This is a genomic window from Promicromonospora sp. NPDC050262, from assembly GCF_040655935.1.
In the GTDB taxonomy this organism is placed as follows: domain Bacteria; phylum Actinomycetota; class Actinomycetes; order Actinomycetales; family Cellulomonadaceae; genus Promicromonospora.
In genome coordinates this window covers 57,622-74,583 of the sequence record NZ_JBFAKX010000005.1, presented here as the reverse complement: position 1 = coordinate 74,583, position 16,962 = coordinate 57,622, and the positions used below count along the sequence as shown (strand labels likewise).

The window sequence follows — 16,962 nt, the reverse complement described above, 5'->3', positions numbered from 1 at the left end:
CTCCTCCGTCCGCCACAAGGGATGTCTGCTAGGTGTTGCGCGTCCCTGACACGCGCCGGCGGGGCCGACGGTGCTCTCGGTTGCGCGCGGGGACCTCTACCTCGTCTTCCTCGTCCTGAGACTCGTCCTGAGACTCGTCCTGGTCGAAGTCCTGGTCCTGCTCTTCGTCAGCGTCCTCGTCCTCGTCCTTGCCGAAGATGGCATCCTTGGCGCCCGACAGCACGCCCTTGGTCTTGCTCTTCGCCCCGCTCTCCGAGACGTCCTCCATGAGCTCGGGCAGGTCCCGTCCGCCGGACTGCGCGAGATCGAGACGGTTGGTCGCCTCGGCGAACCGCAGGTAGGTGTCGACGCTGGCGATGACGATGCGGGCGTCGATGGTGATCAGCTCGATGCCGACGACCGACACCCGGATGAAGGCGTCGATCACCATGCCCTTGTCGAGGATGATGGTGATGACGTCAGCCAACGACGAGGACGGCGGGCGCTCGACGTACCCCGTGCTCCGGGGCCGGGTGCTCACCGTGGTCATCGCGATCGCCGCCTGGTCCCGGACTCTTTGTCCTCGTCCACGTCCTCGCCCTCTTCTTCTTCGCCCTCTCCTTCTTCGGCCTCTTCCTCGCCGTCTTCTTCCTCCTGCTCGTCGCGGTCGGCCCGCTCGTCCTCGACGACCTCCTCGTGGCTCCGAACGATCTCCTCGTCGTGGATCTCCGCGCGATACCCCTCGTCTTCCTCGGGATGCAGGACGGACTCGGTCATGACGTGGTGCACGAAGAACTTGAGCTCCAGACGTACCCGCCGGTTCACGGCCCGCCAGATGTTCGCGGTCTTCTCCACGAACCCGTCCGGGTAGTACGCGACGACGATGACGAGACGCGTGAGCTCTTCGCCGAGCGGGTGGAACGTCACGACCCCGCTCAGGTGCCCCTTCTCCCCGGTGGAGCTCCAGGCGACGCGCCGATCCGGCACCTGGTCCGTGATCACGGTCTCCCACTGGCGATGGGACCAGAGCACCTTGCCCCTGAGCTGCACCTCACCCGAGTCCTCGTCGAGCTCCGTGTGCTCGACCTTCTTCATGAACTCGGGCCACTTCTCGTACGAGGTCCACGCGTTGAAGACGACCTCGACCGGGGCTCCGACGTCGATGGACTCGACGATGTTGTTGAAGTCGAACGTGCCGCCGTCTCCGTCTCCGCCGCCGTTCCCGCCACCGAAGACTCCGGTGACCTTCTCCTTGACACCGGCGACGGCGGCGGACAGCCCCGCCTTGGCCGGCGACGCGCCCTGCGCGAGCTCTTCGGCGCCCTTTGCGGCGGCGGCCGCCTTGGCCCCGCCGGCATCTGCGCCGGACCCGTTCGCGTACTGGGTGAGGCGGTCGGTCAACCCACCGACCTTGTCCGTCAGGTTGTCGACTGCATGGTTGGCAAGTGACTTGACGTAGTTTCCAGCCGATTCCCGGAGTGCAGCCAATGGTTGCGGACCGGCGTCAGCCTTGGTGTCGGACGACGTGTTGTCCATGGGAGTTGCTCCTTCCCGGCGCCGCAGCCGCACGGTGCCGAGTTCGTCGAACTACCGGGAGCTCGGCTTTCTCGTCGAGGTCCCGCTTGTCGATTTCCTGGTTGATGCGGTTCCCGACGACTTCTTGCCGCGCCCACCGGACGTGGCCTTGCGCGATCCGCCCTCGCCGGATGTGCGCGACGAGCGGGAGGTCTCCTTCGGTTCCGACCGCCGCTGCCGGGGAGCTGACCTTGCCGCTGCCGGCTCGTCGTCCGGCTCGTTTGGCTCGTCCGGCTCGTCCGAGGGCTCTTCCTCTTCGGTCTCCTCAGGTGGAACTTCGTCCCCGGCTTCGTCAGCCGGCTCGGGGGACTCGTCCGGCTGGTCGGTGGGTTCGTCCTCCTCGGGCCCCCGCGCGGAAGGTGGTGCACCCGTGCGCTTCTCGAGGTTGGAGACGAGCCCGTCGACCCGTTTGGCGGCTGCCGCGACCACGGCGGTCTTTCCTGCGTCGACCAGTCGGCCGGACAGCTCGTCGGTGAGCTTCTTGACCGCTGGTGAGGCGAGGACAGAGCTGCCTGTCTTGAGGAGGTCGGGGTTGGCACGCAGTTCTCTGACTGCGAGAGCGCCGGCTGCGGCCAACGCCAGCTTCATGCGCTTGGTTCGTCCCAGCAGGTACCCGGTGAGCAGGACCGCTGCGATCTTGAGCTTGTCGTCCATGCTGAATCCCTATAGACCCGGGAGGTGCGAGCAGCGCGTCGTCGCGTTGCGGGGGGTCCGAATTTTCAGGCTAGCACCGCCGGATTTGACTCGCGCACCGGGCGGCAGGGTGACGTTTCGACCGGCACCTGGTCCGTGATCGGAGCCCTGGCACGTGTCCGCTGCACCGGTCTGACGTGCGCTTTCGTCCGTCGAGCGGTTGATCACGGCGCTGGTGCGAGCGTCGCCCGGCAGCCGTACCGTCGTAGGGTGGTGCGCGCGCCATCCGGACCGGGAACCGACGAGCGACAGGCAAGCAAACCGTCAGGGACACGGTTGCGGCGCGAGACCGAAGCCGAGCGAAGGTGGTGACGGCCGGTTGGACCGGACAGAGCTGCTGGGCTTGTTCGCGCGGTCCCTCGCCAAGGTCGATACCGACCACCCGTTGGCGATGAGGCTCTGCGAGGCCTGCGTCGACATCCTCCGGGCGGAAGGCGCGGCTCTCACCCTGTCGGCTGCGCCAGGAGAACGGCTGGCCGTCAGCACACCTGGGATGTTCGACCAGCTCGAGTCGCTCCAGGAGGTCCTGGGCGTGGGCCCTCTGCACCAGGCGCTCGCCGAGGAGCGGCTGATCGTCATGCACGTCGACCCGGTGGCAGACGACTACCCGGTCTTCTCTCAGCTGGCCGGATCGATCGTGGACGAGGCGACGCTCTACGCGACCCCGATGCGCGCGGCCGGCCGGGTCGTCGGTGTGCTCAGCCTCTATGTGACCGCTGAACCACAGACACGTAGCGCGGAGGACCTGGGACTGGTGGCCGATGCCGTCGGGGCGGCACTGCTGGGGGCTGCTGAATCGCTCGACTGGTCGGAGCGGACCCAGATCCATCGGGCCATAGGGATGGTTGTCGTCCAGCTGCGCATCTCCCCCGAGGATGCGTTCGCGGTGATCCGAGCACGCGCCTTCACGCGATCGACCAGCCTGCTGTCCGTGGCGCAGGACGTGCTCGGCCAACGTCTCCAGTTCTCCCTCGGTGACTCGGACTAGGCCTCGTCGCCGTCCACCCGGCACGACTGTCCGATCCGTGCGAGGCGATCTACACTCGTTGCCGCGGAGTCATGAAGCGGCTCCAGGTCCGATCGGATCTGGAGGTTCACATGTCGCTCGACACGCGTGTTCCCCTCGCCCCCGTCGAGAACTCCCGGTGCCAGGCACCGCCAGGACGACTGACGGTCTCGGCGGCCGAGCTGACGGCTGCCCTCGGACTCGGTACCAGCCTCCTGGTCGGTCGGTACCGCGTCGACCTGGCGTCCGGGGACTGGTGGTGGTCGGACGAGATCTACACCATGCACGGTTGGAAGCCGCATGAGGTCGAGCCCGGTCCGGACGTGCTGCTCGCCCGCAAGCATCCTGACGACCGGGCACGGGTTCTCCGCGCGGCCAGCGAGGCTCTGCGAACGGGAATTCCGTTCGCATGCGCACACCGCATCGTGGACAAGAACGGGCGCGCTCATTCGCTCGTCGTCACCGGGCAGGGTCGCCGGACCGGTTCTGGTGGTTCCCCCGAGGTCGCCGGCTACGTGGTGGACGTGACGCCGTTCCAGACGGAGGCTCTGAACCGCCGGTCGAAGGAGATCGTGAACCAGGCCTTTGTCAGCCAGGCCGTGATCGAGCAGGCCAAGGGCGTGATCATGGCTGTGTGCGGTGCGGACGAGGCTGCTGCGGAGCACACATTGCGCGAAACCGCGGGCGCCGTGGGGATCACGCTGCGCGCGGCCGCCGACCAGGTGATGGCCGCGGTGCGAGCCCAGGAGGCAGCCGGAGTCACGCCGGAGGGGCTGGCGCGCGCGCTCGACGCCGTCAGTCCTGTCGGCCGACCGCGAAGCCGCGAGCCGTTGCTGACCCGACGCAAGCACACGGGCCGGCCTACATGATGCCGACCACCCCGACCGACGACGGACGCATCCCGGTGGTGCGAGCAGCGCCAGGCCGTGCACGCGCCCTGTCTCTTGCCCTCCGGCAGTCTGACGTGTGCTCGACGCGACCTCGGGAGCAGCAGGGGTAGTGGACTCGGCGGAGCGGGCATAGCGTGAAGACAGCACCAACGGCTCGACCTTGCACTGGAGGCTGCTTCGTGAGTTCTGCGCAGACGCCTGACGGCCCGGCGCTCGATGATGAGATCGAGCGAGCGCTCGACGGGGGCGGCCGACCGCCGGTGGGCCGGTACCGGCTTGATCTCGCGACGGGCGAGTGGGCATGGTCGGACGAGATCTACGAGATGCATGGGTTTCGGCCGGGCGAGATCGTGCCCACGACCTCGCTGATCCTCGCCCACAAGCACCCGGACGACCGGGGGCGTGTGGACGGCGTCCTGCGGCGCGCGGCGGAGACGGGACAGACGTTCAGCTCGGTGCACCGCATCCTTGACGCCCAGGGCAATACTCGAACGCTTGCGGTCACGGGGCAGGGGAGACGCGACCCCGGCACAGGACAGGTCACCGAGCTTTTCGGATACTTCCTCGACGTCACCGAGTCGCACCGCGAGGCGGCGTCACGCGAGGCGACGGCCTCCATCCGGGCGTCGGCCGAACGACGGGCCGTGATCGAGCAGGCCAAAGGTGTCCTCATGATGGTCTACGGCGTCGAGAGCGACGAGGCGTTCGAACTGCTCCGACGGGCCTCCAACGAGGCGAACATCGCGGTTCGCGACATCGCGTACTCGCTGGTGCATCTCCTCGCGGCGCCGGACGTCACGCTGGTCCCGACCACTGAGGCGATCGACGAGTTCCTGGCGGCCCCCATTCCGCCGGGTGACGTCAGGGAGATCCTGTCCGAGGACAGTGCCTAGAGCTTTCGCAGGCGCTCGACCAGGTGCCCGCGGGTTGCGAGTGGCAGCCTCGGTCCTAGGTTGGTGAGTGGTCAGGAAGCGGCCGCACTGGTGGGCACGGGCCGTCTCGGTCGGTGCTCTGCGCTCGGTCCGTCCGAGCGAGGACGACGACAGGAGTCCGACCATGGGCGCGACGAACGTTCCGCACGGGACAGCGGCTGGATCGGAGCAGACCTGGCCGGCCGGAGGCACCCCGGCAGACGCCGAGGCGGGGAGCACCGGCGTCCGGGAGAGAATCGGCGACGCTGCCTCGCAGGTGGGCGAGGCCGGCCGGGAGACGGCACACGAAGCGAAGGAACGGGCTCGCGACGTGGTTCACGAGGCGACGGATCGCACCCGCGGACTCGTCGACCGCACACGGACCGAGCTCAGGTCACAGGCGGCTTCCCAGCAGCGGCACCTGGCGACCGGACTCCGCGCCCTGGGGGATGAGCTGGGCCAGATGGCCGACGGAGCCCAGGACCCCGGCTTCGCGACCGACCTGGTCCAGCACGCAGCGGATGCGACCGGCCGCGCCGCGCAGTGGTTCGAGGGCCGGGAACCCGTCGACGTCCTGCACCAGGTGGAGGACTTCGCCAGGCGCCGGCCCGGGCTGTTCGTCGCGCTCGCGGCCGGAGCGGGCCTGCTGGTGGGCCGGTTCGTGCGCGGTGCGAAGGACGCCTCGGATCGTGGCACGGGGGAGGAACGGCCTGATCCGGCCGCGCACGACCGAACGGAAGGTGGGGGGACGCCGCCCGCCGTCTTCGCGCCGTCGGTGCCGGACCCGGCAGCACCGCAGACCACGGGAGGTGAGACCTTTGTCGAGCGCCCCTGATCCCATGGCGCCGCCCGGCGCGGCGCCGCGGTTGCCGACAGGCCAGGACGAGTCGCAGGCGGCCGCGTCGGCCGGCCACGGCTCGCCACCGAGCCTGGGTCATCTCGTCGGCGAGATCAGCCGCGACCTCTCGACGCTCGTCCGCCAGGAGATCGAGCTCGCCAAGGCGGAAGCGGCGCAGTCGGCACGGCGTGCAGGGAAAGGCGCCGGCCTGTTCGGCGGAGCCGGCGTGGCGGGCCACATGGTCCTGCTGTTCGTGTCGCTCGCCCTGTGGTGGGCGCTCGGCACCCTGATGGGCGGCGGCTGGTCCGCTCTGGTCGTCGCGGCCGTGTGGGCCGTGGTCGCGGCGGTGCTCGCCGCGCGTGGGCGATCCGAGCTGCGTGCCATCGACGGCCTGTCGCAGACGGCCGAATCCGTCAAGAAGATCCCAGACGCCCTACGAGGGCACGAGGAGAAGAACTCATGAGCGCCGGCGACCCCGAGGAGATCCGAGCAGACATCGAACGCACCCGCTCCGAGCTGAGTCGTGACGTCGACGAACTCGGTGACAAGGTGCACCCGGGCCACGCGGCACGGCGCCAGGCCGACCGCATGCGCTCCGGCATGGTGCACGTCCGGGACCGGGTCATGGGCACGTCACACGAGACCGCGGACACCGCGCCAGGAGCGGCACATGACATGGCCGACCGGGGACGGGAGGCGGCCGCATCGGCCGCCGACTCCGCTCGACGTACAGCATCGTCCCTCGGCGATACCGTCGGATCGGCTCCGCGTTTCGTCCGGGAGCAGACGAAGGGCAACCCTCTCGCGGTCGGTCTGGTCGCCTTCGGTGCGGGCCTGATCGTCGCGTCGCTCCTGCCGTCCAGCCGCGGCGAACAACGCGCCGCCACGGCGGTCCAGGAGAAGACGGCTCCGCTGGTGGACGACGTGAGGTCGGCTGCGTCCGACATCGCGCAGGATCTGGAGGGGCCGGCGAGGGAGGGTGCTGAAGCCGTGAGGGACGCGGCGAAGGAGGCGGCACGGTCGGTCGCCGAGCATGGCCGTGAGGCCGCCGCGGAGGTGCGCTCACGAACGACCGATTGACTCCGGGCCAGCGGGCCTGCCGATATGCGCCTTGTCGGCGTGAAATGCGGGTATTGCCCGATTGTGCGTATCAGGCCTAGGGTGAGGAAACGGAGTCATGAAGCGGCTCCAGGTCCGTCGGACCTGGAGGTTCGCATGTCATCGTCCGTCACCTCCTGGCAGTCGCCGGAGCGACGTGGGGCCCGCGACGGGCCGCGTTCGATCGTCATCGGTGAGGTCGCCATCGAACGAGCCAAGAGCGTCGTGGCCGTGGTGCGAGGGATCGACGAGCGCACGGCCGAGAAGATGCTGCTCGACGTCGCCAACGAGGCCGGAGTGCCGCTTCGCACGGCCTCCGATCAGTTCCTTACCAGCCTCCAGTCCCGCATCGGCAGGGAAGACCTGACATCGGACACGCTGGACAGGGCGTTGGAGGCCGTCGCGCCCGCACAGCTGCCGCATCACGACCGTCTGCGACACGTCCAGCGGTCGAGCACCGGTCGGGCCGCGTGACCTGAGTCCCGGCGACGACGGGCGCCAGACGGCATCGGCCTACGGGTCTGGGACGATGGTCCGCATGACAGCACCCGCACCCCGCCCCGAGCGCGCCTCGCGCCTCGTCCTCGCGGTTCTCGTCGTGCTCGGCCTCGCGCTGCTGGGCGCCGCGGCCTGGGTGGGGAGCCGCCCGGCGTCCTTCGGCTGGTTCGCCTACGCGCCGTTGTCCGACACGACCTACGTGCCGGGCGGCACCTCGTCCCCCGGCACCGTGGCCCTGCTCTCGTCCGCCGGCACGCTCCTGCTCGGCGGCGCGGCCGGCTTCGCCGTCGGACGACGGAGCCGGCCCGCCGCGGACGCGCGGCCGGAGTGACGGCCGGCGCCCGCGCGACGCCCTGAGGCTCAGGCGACGGTGTACCGGCTGGTGATCGCCACGCGGTTGAAGGCGTTCATCACCGTGACGATCCAGGAGACCGCCGCGACCTGGTCGTCGGTGAGGACCGCCGCGGCGCCGGCGTAGTCGGCGTCGCCGACGTGCCCGTCGGCGACCAGGGTGATGGCCTCGGCCAGGCCGAGCGCAGCCCGGTCGGTGTCGGAGAAGTAGCCCGTCTCCCGCCAGGCGGGCAGCACGGCGATCCGGTCGGGGTTCTCACCCTTCCTCAGGGCGTCGCGCGTGTGCAGCCGCAGGCAGAACGCGCAGCCGTTGATCTGGGAGGTGCGGATCCTCAGCAGCTCGACCAGGAGCGGGTCGAGCCCCGCCGACACGGCGTTGTTCTCGGCCTCCCCGGACAGGGCGATCAGCGCCTTGTACGCGTTCGGCTGCTGCTTGCCGATGTCGACGCGCTGCGTGGTGGTCATGGTTCTCCTCTGAGTCGTCGTGCGGCCCGGGTCGGTGCGCGCCGGAGCGGCACCGGGGCCGCCAGGGAGACGACGTGGCCCGCCCGGACGTGACGGTCAGAGACGTCACACTCGGACCCGGGTGAGCTTGTCCGGGTTGAGGACCCGGCGGTAGGCAGTGATCCGCCCGTCCGCGATCTGCAGCGTGTCCACGGAGTACACCTGGCCCTCGCGACGGAACACCAGCGAGAGCTCGCCCCCGACCTCCACCAGGTCGATGTGGTCGGGCCGCCGCTGGTGGCCGACCCGCACCATGAGCTCGGCCACCCGCTGACCACCCAGAACGGCCTTGCGCGCCGCGAAGACCTTGCCGCCGCCGTCGGTGACGTAGACGACGTCGGGGTCCAGCAGGCGCACGAGTCCTTCCAGGTCCCCGGTCTCGTAGGCGCCGCGGAAGGCATCGAGCACCCGCTCCCGCTCCGCCCGCGACACCCGCGACGTGCGTGGCATCGCGTCCTTCTCGGCGGCCACGCGCCGGCGGGCCCGCGAGGCGAGCTGCCGGGCGCCCGGCACCGTGACGTCGAGGATCTCGGCGATCCGTGCGAACTCGAGGTCGAAGACGTCGTGCAGCACGAAGGCGACCCGCTCCGGCGGGCTGAGCTTCTCCATGACCAGGAGCATCGCCGCGGTGACCGACTCGTCGACGAGCACGGGTTCGGCCGCGTCCGGACCGGTCAGCAGGGGTTCGGGGAGCCACGGCCCCACGTAGGACTCCCTGCGGTGGCGGGCGCTGTTGAGGATGTCGTAGGCCCGGCGGGCCGCGACGGTGATCAGCCAGGCCCGGAGGTTGCGTACCTCGTCCAGGTTCGCGCCGACTGCGCGCAGCCAGACGTCCTGGGTGACGTCCTCGGCGTCGGCCACGCTCCCGAGCAGCCGGTACGCCGCGCCGAACACCGCGGGCCGGTGCGTGGACCACTCGGCACGGAGCCGGTCCTGCCCGGGCAGATCGTCGGTCGCCACGCGGCTGCTCCTCTCGGTCGGGAGCAGCATAGATCGGCCGCCACGCCGGATCAGAAGGAGCGCCGGGCCCGGAGGTCCGGGCCCGGCGCACCAGGGAGGGTCAGCCGATGCCGGCGCCCTCGGCGTCCGGGGTGAGCACCCGGGCCGCGAGCTGGGCCTGGACGCTCAGCTCGGCGGCCTTGAACGCGTGCTCCTGGGTCATCGCGTTCTCGGTGCGCTCGAGGCAGTCGAGGATGAGCCGGCCGAAGTACGGGTAGCCCACGTTCCCCTTGGCGACGAGGTGGTGCTCGCCCTCGCCGTTGGCCAGGAAGACATGCCCGGGGCCCTCGTCGGTGCCCACGTTCACGTACTTGCGCAGCTCGATGTAGCCCTCGGTGCCGAGGATGAACGTGCGCCCGTCGCCCCAGGTGCTCAGGCCGTCGGGGGTGAACCAGTCGACCCGGCAGTAGCCCGCCGCGCCGTTGTCCATGACGATGTTGGCCTCGCCGAAGTCGTCCAGCTCCGGGTGCTCCGGGTGGTTGTAGTTCGCGATGGCGGCGTGCGTCACCTGCGCGTCCTTGGCGCCCGCGTAGTGCAGCATCTGCTCGAAGTTGTGGCTGCCGATGTCGCACAGGATGCCGCCGTACTTGTCCTTCTCGAAGAACCAGTCGGGGCGGCCGGTGCCCAGGCGGTGCGGGCCCAGGCCCATGACCTGCAGCACGCGGCCGATCGAGCCGCGCTCGACGAGCTGGTCGGCCAGGACCGCCGCCTCGACGTGGATGCGCTCGGAGTAGTAGACGGCGTACTTGCGGCCGGTCCGCGCGGTGGCCTCCCGGGCCGCCGCGAGCTGGTCGAGAGTGGTCAGCGGGGCCTTGTCCGTGAAGTAGTCCTTGCCCGCCTCGATCGCGCGCAGTCCCAGGGCGCAGCGCTCGGAGGTGACGGCGGCGCCGGCGACCAGCCGCACGTCGTCGTCGTCGAACACCTCGTCCTCGCTGCGCGCCACGCGCACGTCCGGGAACTTGGCGCGGAACGCCTCCACCTTGGCCGGGTCCGGGTCGTACACCCACTTCACGGTGCCGCCCGCGGCCTGGAGGCCCTCGGCCATGCCGTAGATGTGGCCGTGGTCCAGCCGGACCGCGGCGAAGGGGAAGTCGCCCGCGCTCACCACGGGGTCGGGTACCGGCTCGGGTGCGTAGCTAGCGCCGCTGCTCGCGTTCATCAGATCGCCTCCTGGCTGCTGCCGACGGTGATCGCGCCGGGCAGGTCGCCCACCGACGCGGTCTTCTCGAAGAAGTGGGGCGCACGTGCCACCAGTGTGCCCGTGCGGTAGTACGGGTCGTCGGGCCGCAGCGGCAGGTCCACCGTGCGCCGCTCGATCCCGGCCTGGTAGATCGCGGTCACCAGCTCCACGGCGCGGCGGCCGTCGGCGCCGGTGACGGCGGGCTCGCGGCGCTCCCGGACGGCAGCGAGCGTGTCGCCGATCTGCCCGTTGTGACCCTCGTGCGGCAGCGGCTCCCGGGCCGCGGCCAGCGCCTCGATCTCCGCGACGCGCTCGGCGTTGCCGCCGGGGGCGGGGAAGCCGTTGGGGGAGGCGGCCGAGGCCACCACCTTCCACGGTTGCGAGACGCGCGCCTCCCGGCCCTGCACGACGATCGCCTGCTCCTCGCCGTGGTGCACCACGGAGCTCGTCACCTCGGCCAGCGCCCGGTCGTACTGGAGCACGGCGACGGACAGGTCCTCGACCTCCGCGTTCTCGTGCGCGGCATTGGTCAGCACGGCCGTGACGGCGCGGGGCGCGCCGAGCATCCACTGGGTCAGGTCGAGGTGGTGGATCGCGTGGTTCAGGGTGCAGCCGCCGCCCTCGGACTCCCACGTGCCGCGCCACCACAGGTCGTAGTAGGCCGCGCCGCGCCACCACGCCGAGTTCACCTGGACGTGCGAGACCGGTCCGGCCAGGCCGGAGTCCAGCACCTCCTTGAGCGTGGCCATGTCGTTCCGGAAGCGGTTCTGCGCCACGACGGACAGCACGCGGCCGTGCTCGGCGGCGGCCGCGATCATCGCGTCGCACTCCTCCAGCGAGGGCGCCATCGGCTTCTCGACCAGCACGTCCACCCCGGCCCGCAGCGCGGTGACCGTCAGCTCCGCGTGGGTCGACGGCGGCGTCGTGATGCTCACCAGGTCGAGGTCCGGCTCGGCGGCCAGCAGCTCCTCGATGCTCCCGTAGGCCCGCGCACCGGGCACCTGGAGCCGCGCGCGCTGCTCGGCGGCCTTGCCCGGGACGATGTCGCAGACGGCGACGACCTCGCACTCCTGCGCGAAGCGGCGGTATCCCTCGGCGTGCGCGCCGGCGATACCGCCGGTCCCGACGATGCCGATCTTGAGCATGCTTCCTCCGGTTGGACGACGGCGTCACGACGCCGACCAGCGGAACGGTGCGACGTCGCAGACCGCATCATACGTATGATGCAACGGTTCAACATCGTCATGTCCGGTGCTCGGGATGTCAAGGGCCGGTCTGCCGTCAGGGGACGACGGCGGGCGTGAGCGCCCCCGTCGACTCCCGCCACACGACGCGCTGGAGCGGCGCCGTGTGCGCGGGGGGCTCCTCGTGCCGCACCGCCGCGACGAGCCGGCGCATCGCGCGCCGTCCGGCCTCGACGAAGTCCACGGGGATCGTGGTGAGCGAGGGCGTCGTGAACGCGCTGAAGTCGGCGTCGTCCCAGCCGGTGACGACCAGGTCGCCCGGGACGGACCAGCCGCGCTCCGCCGCCCCGCGCAGCACGCCGAGCGCCACGTAGTCGTTGGCCGCGATCACGGCGAGCGGCGGGGCGTCGTCGGGCAGGGCGAGCACGGCCTCCCGGCCCGACTCGGGGGACCAGGCGCTGCCGACGACGCCGAGCGACTCGACGCCGAGGCGTTCGACCTCCGCGAGGTAGACGTCGCGCCGGGAGCGGGCCGAGGCGAAGTGCTCGGGTCCGGCCACGTGCAGGAACCGGCGGTGGCCGGCCGCGACCAGCGCCGAGATCACGGTGCCGAGCAGGCCCGCGTCGGCGAGCTCGCCGGTGGTGCGCAGCTGCTCGTCCAGGGCCGTCTCGGCCACGACCGGTGCGGAGTCCTCGTCGAGGGTGAGCGCGTCCGGGACCACGGGCAGGAACGTCAGCACCCCCTCGACCTGGCCGCCCCGGGCCAGGTCGACGACGCGCTCGGTGCGGGCCTCGGCGGTCCCGTCGACGCTGTGGGTGTCCACGGCGTAGCCCGCCTCGGCGGCGACCTCCGCCGCGCCGGTGAGCATGCGCAGCCGGTTGTCCACCGTCACGCCGGTGACCACGGCGAGCCGGCCCGAGCGCTGGGTGCGCATCGACCGCGCCGCGAGGTTGGGCCGGTAGCCCATGGACGCCGCGACCGCCAGCACGTGCTCGCGGGTCCGGGGCGCGATGGTGCCCTTGCCGGACAGGGCGTAGCTGACCGTCGACTGCGAGACCCCCGCGGCGCGCGCGACGTCGTGGCTGGTGGGCTGGCGGGCTGACATCGACACAGTGTCCCCTCTCGCCGCGACCGGCCGTATCAGCTCGCCGGCGCCGCCGGTGCCGGGCCCGCGGGCACCGGCTCCTCGAACACCAGCAGCGTGTGGGTGTTCACGATGCCGTTCATGCCCTGGATCTGGTCCAGGATCAGGTGCCGCAGGTCGGCGTTGTCGCGGGCGCGGACGAGCAGGACGAGGTCGAACTCCCCGCCGACCAGCCCGATGTGCTCGACGCCGCGCAGGGTGCGCAGCTCCTCACGGACCGAGCGCCACTGCGCCTGGTCCAGGTTGACCGTCACGTAGGCCGACGTGCCCAGCCCGGCCAGCACCGGGTCGATCTCCGCGCGGTAGCCGCGGATCACCCCGGTGGACTCCAGGCGTTGCACGCGCACGTAGGCGTTGGCCCGCGAGATGTGCAGCTTCTCGGCGAGCGTCCGCATGGACATCCGCCCGTCCCGGCGCAGCTCGTCGATGATGCGCCGGTCGACGTCGTCGAGGCCCGCTGCCACTTGTCTCGCCACCACGCCCTCAGGCCCTTCTGTGCTGGACATTTGGATCGTGTGACCCGGTCATGACTGGACGGGTTCTCGGATCCTCGCCGTTGATGGAATCCGAATGGAACTTTGACCAGTATATCTACATGGTGATCAACGAAGATCTCATGCTGCCGTCCCGCGAGCCGGTCATGCTCCTCGACCCGGACGGCCGGCCCACGGTCGACGACACGGCCGCGCTGCCCGCGGCCGACGACCTGCTCCGCGGGCTCGCGGGCATGGTCACCGCCCGCCGCTTCAACGAGCAGGCCTCGGTGCTCGTGCGGCAGGGGCGGCTGGCCGTCTACCCGTCGTCGTACGGGCAGGAGGCCTGCCAGGTCGCGGCCGCGCAGGTGCTTGACGACGAGGACTGGCTCTTCCCGACCTACCGTGACACCGCGGCCGCCGTGACGCGCGGCGTGGACCCGGTCGAGGTGCTCGGCCTGCTCAAGGGCGACTGGCACTCGGGGTACGACCCGTACGAGCGCCGCGTCGCGCCTCTCGCGACGCCGCTCGCCACGCAGCTCCCGCACGCCGTGGGGGTGGCGCACGCGGCGCGGCTGCGCGGGGAGTCCACCGTGGTGCTGGCGATGTGCGGCGACGGCGCCACGAGCGAGGGCGACTTCCACGAGGCGCTGAACTTCGCCGCCGTCTTCCGGGCACCGGTCGTCTTCTTCGTGCAGAACAACCAGTACGCGATCTCCGTGCCGCTGTCCCGGCAGACGGTCGCGCCGTCGCTGGCGCACAAGGGCGTGGGCTACGGCGTGCCCGGCGAGCAGGTGGACGGCAACGACCTCGCGGCCCTGCTGCACGTCCTGTCCGCGGCGGTCGGGCGGGCGCGGGCCGGGGAGGGACCGCAGCTCGTCGAGGGCCGCACCTACCGCATGCAGGCCCACACCAACGCCGACGACGCGACCCGCTACCGCGGTGACGACGAGGTCGCGGCCTGGGCGGCCAAGGACCCGCTGTTGCGGCTGGACGCCTACCTGCGCGGGGCGGGCCTGCTCGACGACGCGCGCGCCGCGGCCCACGCCGACGCCGCCGAGCGGCTCGCGCGGCACACCCGGGACGGCATCGCCGTGGACGTCGTGCCGGACCCCGAGGACCTGTTCCGCTTCGTCTACTCCACGCCGACGCCGCAGCTCGTGGAGCAGCTCGCCCTGGTCCGGGACGAGCTGAGCCGTGACGAGCCGAGCCGTGACGAGCCGAGCCGAGAGGAGACGCCCCGATGACCACCACCAGCCCCGCGGTGGAGCGCGAGACGCTCAGCACCGCCCAGGCGATCAACCGGGCGCTGCGCGACGCGCTGGCCGAGGATCCCACGGTGCTCGTGCTCGGCGAGGACGTCGGCCCCCTCGGCGGCGTCTTCCGGGTGACCGACGGGCTCACCGCCGAGTTCGGCGAGGACCGCTGCTTCGACACCCCCCTCGCGGAGGCCGGCATCGCCGGCTTCGCCGTCGGCCTGGCGATGAACGGCATGCGGCCGGTGATCGAGATGCAGTTCGACGCCTTCGCGTACCCCGCCTTCGAGCAGGTGGTCAGCCACATCGCGAAGATGCGGAACCGGACCCGCGGCCGCGTCGAGCTGCCCCTGGTCATCCGGGTCCCGTACGCCGGCGGCGTGGGCGGCGTCGAGCACCACAGCGACTCGTCGGAGGCCTACTACGCGCACACGCCCGGGCTGCACGTCGTCGCGCCGTCGAACCCCTCGGACGCCTACTGGCTCCTGCGCGAGGCGATCGCCTCGCCCGACCCCGTGGTCTTCCTCGAACCGAAGAAGCTCTACTGGGCCAAGGGCGAGGTGGCCCTGGCGGACGGCGGCGGGCCGGGCATCGGCACGGCCGTCGTGCGCCGTCCGGGCACCGACGCCACCCTCATCGCCTACGGCCCGTCCGTGCCGGTCGCGCTGGAGGCGGCCGAGGCGGCCGCGCGCGACGGCCGCAGCCTCCAGGTCGTCGACCTGCGCTCGATCGTCCCGTTCGACGACGCCGGGGTCTGCGCGGCCGTGGAGTCGACCGGGCGTGCCGTCGTGATCGCCGAGGCGGCCGGGTTCGCCAGCGTCGCCTCCGAGATCGCGGCCCGGGTGGGCGAGCGCTGCTTCCACTCGCTGGCAGCGCCCGTCCGGCGCGTCACGGGCTTCGACATCCCCTACCCGCCGCCCAAGCTGGAGCACCTCCAGCTCCCGTCCGTCGACCGGATCCTCGACGCCGTCGACGACCTGCAGTGGGAGGACGCATGACCAGCACCACGACCGAGCAGACCTTCCTCCTGCCCGACCTCGGCGAGGGCCTGACCGAGGCCGAGGTGGTGCAGTGGCTGGTCGCCGAGGGTGACGTCGTGACCATGGACCAGCCGGTGGTGGAGGTCGAGACCGCCAAGTCCGTGGTCGAGGTGCCGTGCCCGTACGCCGGCCGGGTGGGCGTGCTGCACGCGGCCGAGGGGGAGTGCGTCGAGGTGGGCAGGCCGCTGATCACGATCTCGGCCGACCCGGAGCCGGAGCCTGACCCCGACCCGGAGCCTGACCCCCAGCCCGACCCCCAGGCAGAGGCCTACCGCACCGAGGAGCAGGCCGGGTCGGGGAACGTGCTGGTCGGGTACGGGACGTCCGCGCATCCCGGCGCGGGGCGGCGGCGTCGGCCCCGCGGGACGCGGCCCGCTGCGCTCGCCGTGCCTGCCGCGGTCGCAGGCCCGGCCGACGACGGCGTCGCGAACCCCGAGCCCCCGCACGACAGCAGCCCGGTCCGCGTGATCTCCCCGATCGTCCGGCGGCTGGCCCGCGAGGCGGGCCTGGACCTCGCCGCGATCCCGCCGACGGGCGCGGGCGGGACCGTCACCCGGTCGGACGTGCGCGCCGCGGTCGAGCGGGCACGGGCCGCCTCGGCACCGAGCCCGGCTGCCGCCGTCGCCCCGGCCGCTCCCGGCGAGCACCGGATCCCGCTCAGCGGCTTCCGGCGGGCGGCGTCCCGGGTGCTCTCGCGCAGCCGCGCGGAGATCCCGGAGGCGACCGTCTGGGTCGACGTCGACGCCACCGCGCTCTGGGAGCTGCGCGAGGCCACCCGCACGCCCGACGACCCCGGGCCCGGGCTGCTGGCCCACATCGCGCGGTTCGTCGTCGCCGGCCTGGAGGCCTACCCGGTGCTCAACGCGCGGCTCGACACCGAGCGCGACGAGATCGTCGTGTCCGACGCCGTCAACCTCGGCATCGCCGTCCAGGGCGAGACCGGGCTCGTCGCCCCGGCCGTGCTCGGCGCGGACTCGATGACCACGCGCGAGCTCGACACGGCCCTGCGCGACCTCACCGCCCGGGCCCGGGTCGGGAGGTCCACGCCCGGGGAGCTCAGCGGCGGCACGTTCACGCTGAACAACTACGGCAGCCTCGGCGTCGACGGCAGCGCCGCGATCATCAACCACCCGCAGGTCGCGATCCTGGGCTTCGGCCGGATCATCGACCGGCCCTGGGTGGTCGACGGCCAGATCGTGCCGCGCAAGATCACGCAGATGTCCTTCGTCTTCGACCACCGGGTCTGCGACGGCGGCACGGCGGCGGCCTTCATGCGCACGGTCGCGGACGCGATCGAGAACCCGCTCCCGGCGATCGTCCGCCTGTGACGCCGTGCCCCAGGA

The 16,962-nt window shown here is 71.7% G+C and carries 20 protein-coding genes; 11 read left to right on the top strand and 9 right to left on the bottom strand.

What is annotated here, in order from left to right:
• Positions 1-28: 28 nt before the first annotated feature.
• From gvpJ to AB0I29_RS09650, 3 genes are read right to left on the bottom strand one after another with little or no spacing between them, the layout of a single operon-like run.
• Entirely contained in the window at positions 29-529 is a 501-nt protein-coding gene (gene gvpJ, locus AB0I29_RS09660) for a gas vesicle protein GvpJ (RefSeq protein WP_357480897.1), read from the bottom strand.
• Positions 526-1,515: an SRPBCC family protein gene (locus AB0I29_RS09655; protein WP_357480894.1), complete on the bottom strand. Its 990-nt coding sequence runs from the start codon at positions 1,513-1,515 to the stop codon at positions 526-528. The genes gvpJ and AB0I29_RS09655 overlap by 4 nt, the downstream gene beginning before the upstream one ends.
• 51 nt (positions 1,516-1,566) lie before the next feature.
• Positions 1,567-2,208: a hypothetical protein gene (locus tag AB0I29_RS09650; RefSeq protein ID WP_357480891.1), complete on the bottom strand. Its 642-nt coding sequence runs from the start codon at positions 2,206-2,208 to the stop codon at positions 1,567-1,569.
• A 358-nt stretch (positions 2,209-2,566) separates the two neighbouring features.
• Between AB0I29_RS09650 and AB0I29_RS09645 the strand changes: the two genes are divergently transcribed.
• The 8 genes from AB0I29_RS09645 (at position 2,567) to AB0I29_RS09610 (ending at position 7,819) form a co-directional block, all read left to right on the top strand.
• Entirely contained in the window at positions 2,567-3,235 is a 669-nt protein-coding gene (locus AB0I29_RS09645) for a GAF and ANTAR domain-containing protein (RefSeq protein WP_357480888.1), read from the top strand.
• A 110-nt stretch (positions 3,236-3,345) separates the two neighbouring features.
• Positions 3,346-4,122 (top strand): PAS and ANTAR domain-containing protein, encoded by a 777-nt coding sequence (locus tag AB0I29_RS09640; RefSeq protein WP_357480885.1) that lies wholly within the window; start codon positions 3,346-3,348, stop codon positions 4,120-4,122.
• Between the two features lie 155 nt (positions 4,123-4,277).
• Positions 4,278-5,036, top strand: a complete 759-nt coding sequence (locus AB0I29_RS09635; RefSeq protein WP_357480883.1) for a PAS and ANTAR domain-containing protein — start codon at positions 4,278-4,280, stop codon at positions 5,034-5,036.
• A 481-nt stretch (positions 5,037-5,517) separates the two neighbouring features.
• Positions 5,518-5,889 carry a hypothetical protein gene (locus tag AB0I29_RS09630; RefSeq protein WP_357480880.1) on the top strand — a complete coding sequence of 124 codons (372 nt, stop codon included), beginning with the start codon at positions 5,518-5,520 and terminating at the stop codon, positions 5,887-5,889.
• 4 nt (positions 5,890-5,893) lie between these two features.
• Complete coding sequence (locus AB0I29_RS09625) at positions 5,894-6,355, top strand: phage holin family protein (protein ID WP_285103332.1); 462 nt, start codon at positions 5,894-5,896, stop codon at positions 6,353-6,355.
• On the top strand, positions 6,352-6,972 hold the full coding sequence (locus AB0I29_RS09620; RefSeq protein WP_357480877.1) for a DUF3618 domain-containing protein: 621 nt from the start codon (positions 6,352-6,354) through the stop codon (positions 6,970-6,972). Before AB0I29_RS09625 ends, AB0I29_RS09620 begins: the two co-directional genes overlap by 4 nt.
• A 135-nt stretch (positions 6,973-7,107) precedes the next feature.
• Positions 7,108-7,464 carry a hypothetical protein gene (locus AB0I29_RS09615; protein ID WP_357480874.1) on the top strand — a complete coding sequence of 119 codons (357 nt, stop codon included), beginning with the start codon at positions 7,108-7,110 and terminating at the stop codon, positions 7,462-7,464.
• A 64-nt stretch (positions 7,465-7,528) separates the two neighbouring features.
• A complete protein-coding gene (locus AB0I29_RS09610; RefSeq protein ID WP_357480871.1) occupies positions 7,529-7,819 on the top strand; it encodes a hypothetical protein in 291 nt (96 codons plus the stop codon).
• A gap of 29 nt (positions 7,820-7,848) precedes the next feature.
• Here AB0I29_RS09610 and AB0I29_RS09605 read toward each other — a convergent pair whose 3' ends face one another.
• The 6 genes from AB0I29_RS09605 to AB0I29_RS09580 all read right to left on the bottom strand — a co-directional run bounded on the left by AB0I29_RS09605 (position 7,849) and on the right by AB0I29_RS09580 (position 13,356).
• Complete coding sequence (locus tag AB0I29_RS09605) at positions 7,849-8,304, bottom strand: carboxymuconolactone decarboxylase family protein (protein WP_357480868.1); 456 nt, start codon at positions 8,302-8,304, stop codon at positions 7,849-7,851.
• Between the two features lie 105 nt (positions 8,305-8,409).
• On the bottom strand, positions 8,410-9,303 hold the full coding sequence (gene sigJ / locus AB0I29_RS09600; protein WP_285103337.1) for an RNA polymerase sigma factor SigJ: 894 nt from the start codon (positions 9,301-9,303) through the stop codon (positions 8,410-8,412).
• A 100-nt stretch (positions 9,304-9,403) separates the two neighbouring features.
• Positions 9,404-10,501 (bottom strand): Gfo/Idh/MocA family oxidoreductase, encoded by a 1,098-nt coding sequence (locus AB0I29_RS09595; RefSeq protein ID WP_357480865.1) that lies wholly within the window; start codon positions 10,499-10,501, stop codon positions 9,404-9,406.
• Complete coding sequence (locus tag AB0I29_RS09590; protein WP_357480862.1) at positions 10,501-11,667, bottom strand: Gfo/Idh/MocA family oxidoreductase; 1,167 nt, start codon at positions 11,665-11,667, stop codon at positions 10,501-10,503. Before AB0I29_RS09590 ends, AB0I29_RS09595 begins: the two co-directional genes overlap by 1 nt.
• Positions 11,668-11,803: 136 nt before the next feature.
• A complete protein-coding gene (locus AB0I29_RS09585) occupies positions 11,804-12,811 on the bottom strand; it encodes a LacI family DNA-binding transcriptional regulator (RefSeq protein ID WP_357480859.1) in 1,008 nt (335 codons plus the stop codon).
• 35 nt (positions 12,812-12,846) lie between these two features.
• Positions 12,847-13,356, bottom strand: coding sequence for an Lrp/AsnC family transcriptional regulator (locus tag AB0I29_RS09580; RefSeq protein WP_285103345.1), 510 nt, complete (start codon positions 13,354-13,356; stop codon positions 12,847-12,849).
• Between the two features lie 89 nt (positions 13,357-13,445).
• On the opposite strand from AB0I29_RS09580, the gene AB0I29_RS09575 reads away from it, so the two are divergent.
• From AB0I29_RS09575 to AB0I29_RS09565, 3 genes are read left to right on the top strand one after another with little or no spacing between them, the layout of a single operon-like run.
• The gene (locus AB0I29_RS09575; protein ID WP_357480856.1) at positions 13,446-14,570 is read left to right on the top strand and encodes a thiamine pyrophosphate-dependent dehydrogenase E1 component subunit alpha; all 1,125 of its coding nucleotides are present in this window, start codon (positions 13,446-13,448) and stop codon (positions 14,568-14,570) included.
• Positions 14,567-15,577 carry an alpha-ketoacid dehydrogenase subunit beta gene (locus tag AB0I29_RS09570; protein WP_285103347.1) on the top strand — a complete coding sequence of 337 codons (1,011 nt, stop codon included), beginning with the start codon at positions 14,567-14,569 and terminating at the stop codon, positions 15,575-15,577. Before AB0I29_RS09575 ends, AB0I29_RS09570 begins: the two co-directional genes overlap by 4 nt.
• Positions 15,574-16,947: a dihydrolipoamide acetyltransferase family protein gene (locus tag AB0I29_RS09565; protein ID WP_357480852.1), complete on the top strand. Its 1,374-nt coding sequence runs from the start codon at positions 15,574-15,576 to the stop codon at positions 16,945-16,947. The genes AB0I29_RS09570 and AB0I29_RS09565 overlap by 4 nt, the downstream gene beginning before the upstream one ends.
• The last annotated feature ends 15 nt before the right edge of the window (positions 16,948-16,962 follow it).

Coding starts and splice junctions, on each gene's coding strand:
- AB0I29_RS09565 (WP_357480852.1), top strand. CDS start 15,574: ATGACCAGCACCACGACCGAGCAGACCTTCCTCCTGCCCGACCTCGGC.
- AB0I29_RS09585 (WP_357480859.1), bottom strand. CDS start 12,811: ATGTCAGCCCGCCAGCCCACCAGCCACGACGTCGCGCGCGCCGCGGGG.
- AB0I29_RS09590 (WP_357480862.1), bottom strand. CDS start 11,667: ATGCTCAAGATCGGCATCGTCGGGACCGGCGGTATCGCCGGCGCGCAC.
- AB0I29_RS09615 (WP_357480874.1), top strand. CDS start 7,108: ATGTCATCGTCCGTCACCTCCTGGCAGTCGCCGGAGCGACGTGGGGCC.
- AB0I29_RS09620 (WP_357480877.1), top strand. CDS start 6,352: ATGAGCGCCGGCGACCCCGAGGAGATCCGAGCAGACATCGAACGCACC.
- gvpJ (WP_357480897.1), bottom strand. CDS start 529: ATGACCACGGTGAGCACCCGGCCCCGGAGCACGGGGTACGTCGAGCGC.
- AB0I29_RS09650 (WP_357480891.1), bottom strand. CDS start 2,208: ATGGACGACAAGCTCAAGATCGCAGCGGTCCTGCTCACCGGGTACCTG.
- AB0I29_RS09575 (WP_357480856.1), top strand. CDS start 13,446: ATGGTGATCAACGAAGATCTCATGCTGCCGTCCCGCGAGCCGGTCATG.
- AB0I29_RS09640 (WP_357480885.1), top strand. CDS start 3,346: ATGTCGCTCGACACGCGTGTTCCCCTCGCCCCCGTCGAGAACTCCCGG.
- AB0I29_RS09580 (WP_285103345.1), bottom strand. CDS start 13,356: ATGTCCAGCACAGAAGGGCCTGAGGGCGTGGTGGCGAGACAAGTGGCA.
- AB0I29_RS09625 (WP_285103332.1), top strand. CDS start 5,894: ATGGCGCCGCCCGGCGCGGCGCCGCGGTTGCCGACAGGCCAGGACGAG.
- AB0I29_RS09630 (WP_357480880.1), top strand. CDS start 5,518: ATGGCCGACGGAGCCCAGGACCCCGGCTTCGCGACCGACCTGGTCCAG.
- AB0I29_RS09605 (WP_357480868.1), bottom strand. CDS start 8,304: ATGACCACCACGCAGCGCGTCGACATCGGCAAGCAGCAGCCGAACGCG.
- AB0I29_RS09595 (WP_357480865.1), bottom strand. CDS start 10,501: ATGAACGCGAGCAGCGGCGCTAGCTACGCACCCGAGCCGGTACCCGAC.
- AB0I29_RS09655 (WP_357480894.1), bottom strand. CDS start 1,515: ATGGACAACACGTCGTCCGACACCAAGGCTGACGCCGGTCCGCAACCA.
- AB0I29_RS09570 (WP_285103347.1), top strand. CDS start 14,567: ATGACCACCACCAGCCCCGCGGTGGAGCGCGAGACGCTCAGCACCGCC.
- AB0I29_RS09610 (WP_357480871.1), top strand. CDS start 7,529: ATGACAGCACCCGCACCCCGCCCCGAGCGCGCCTCGCGCCTCGTCCTC.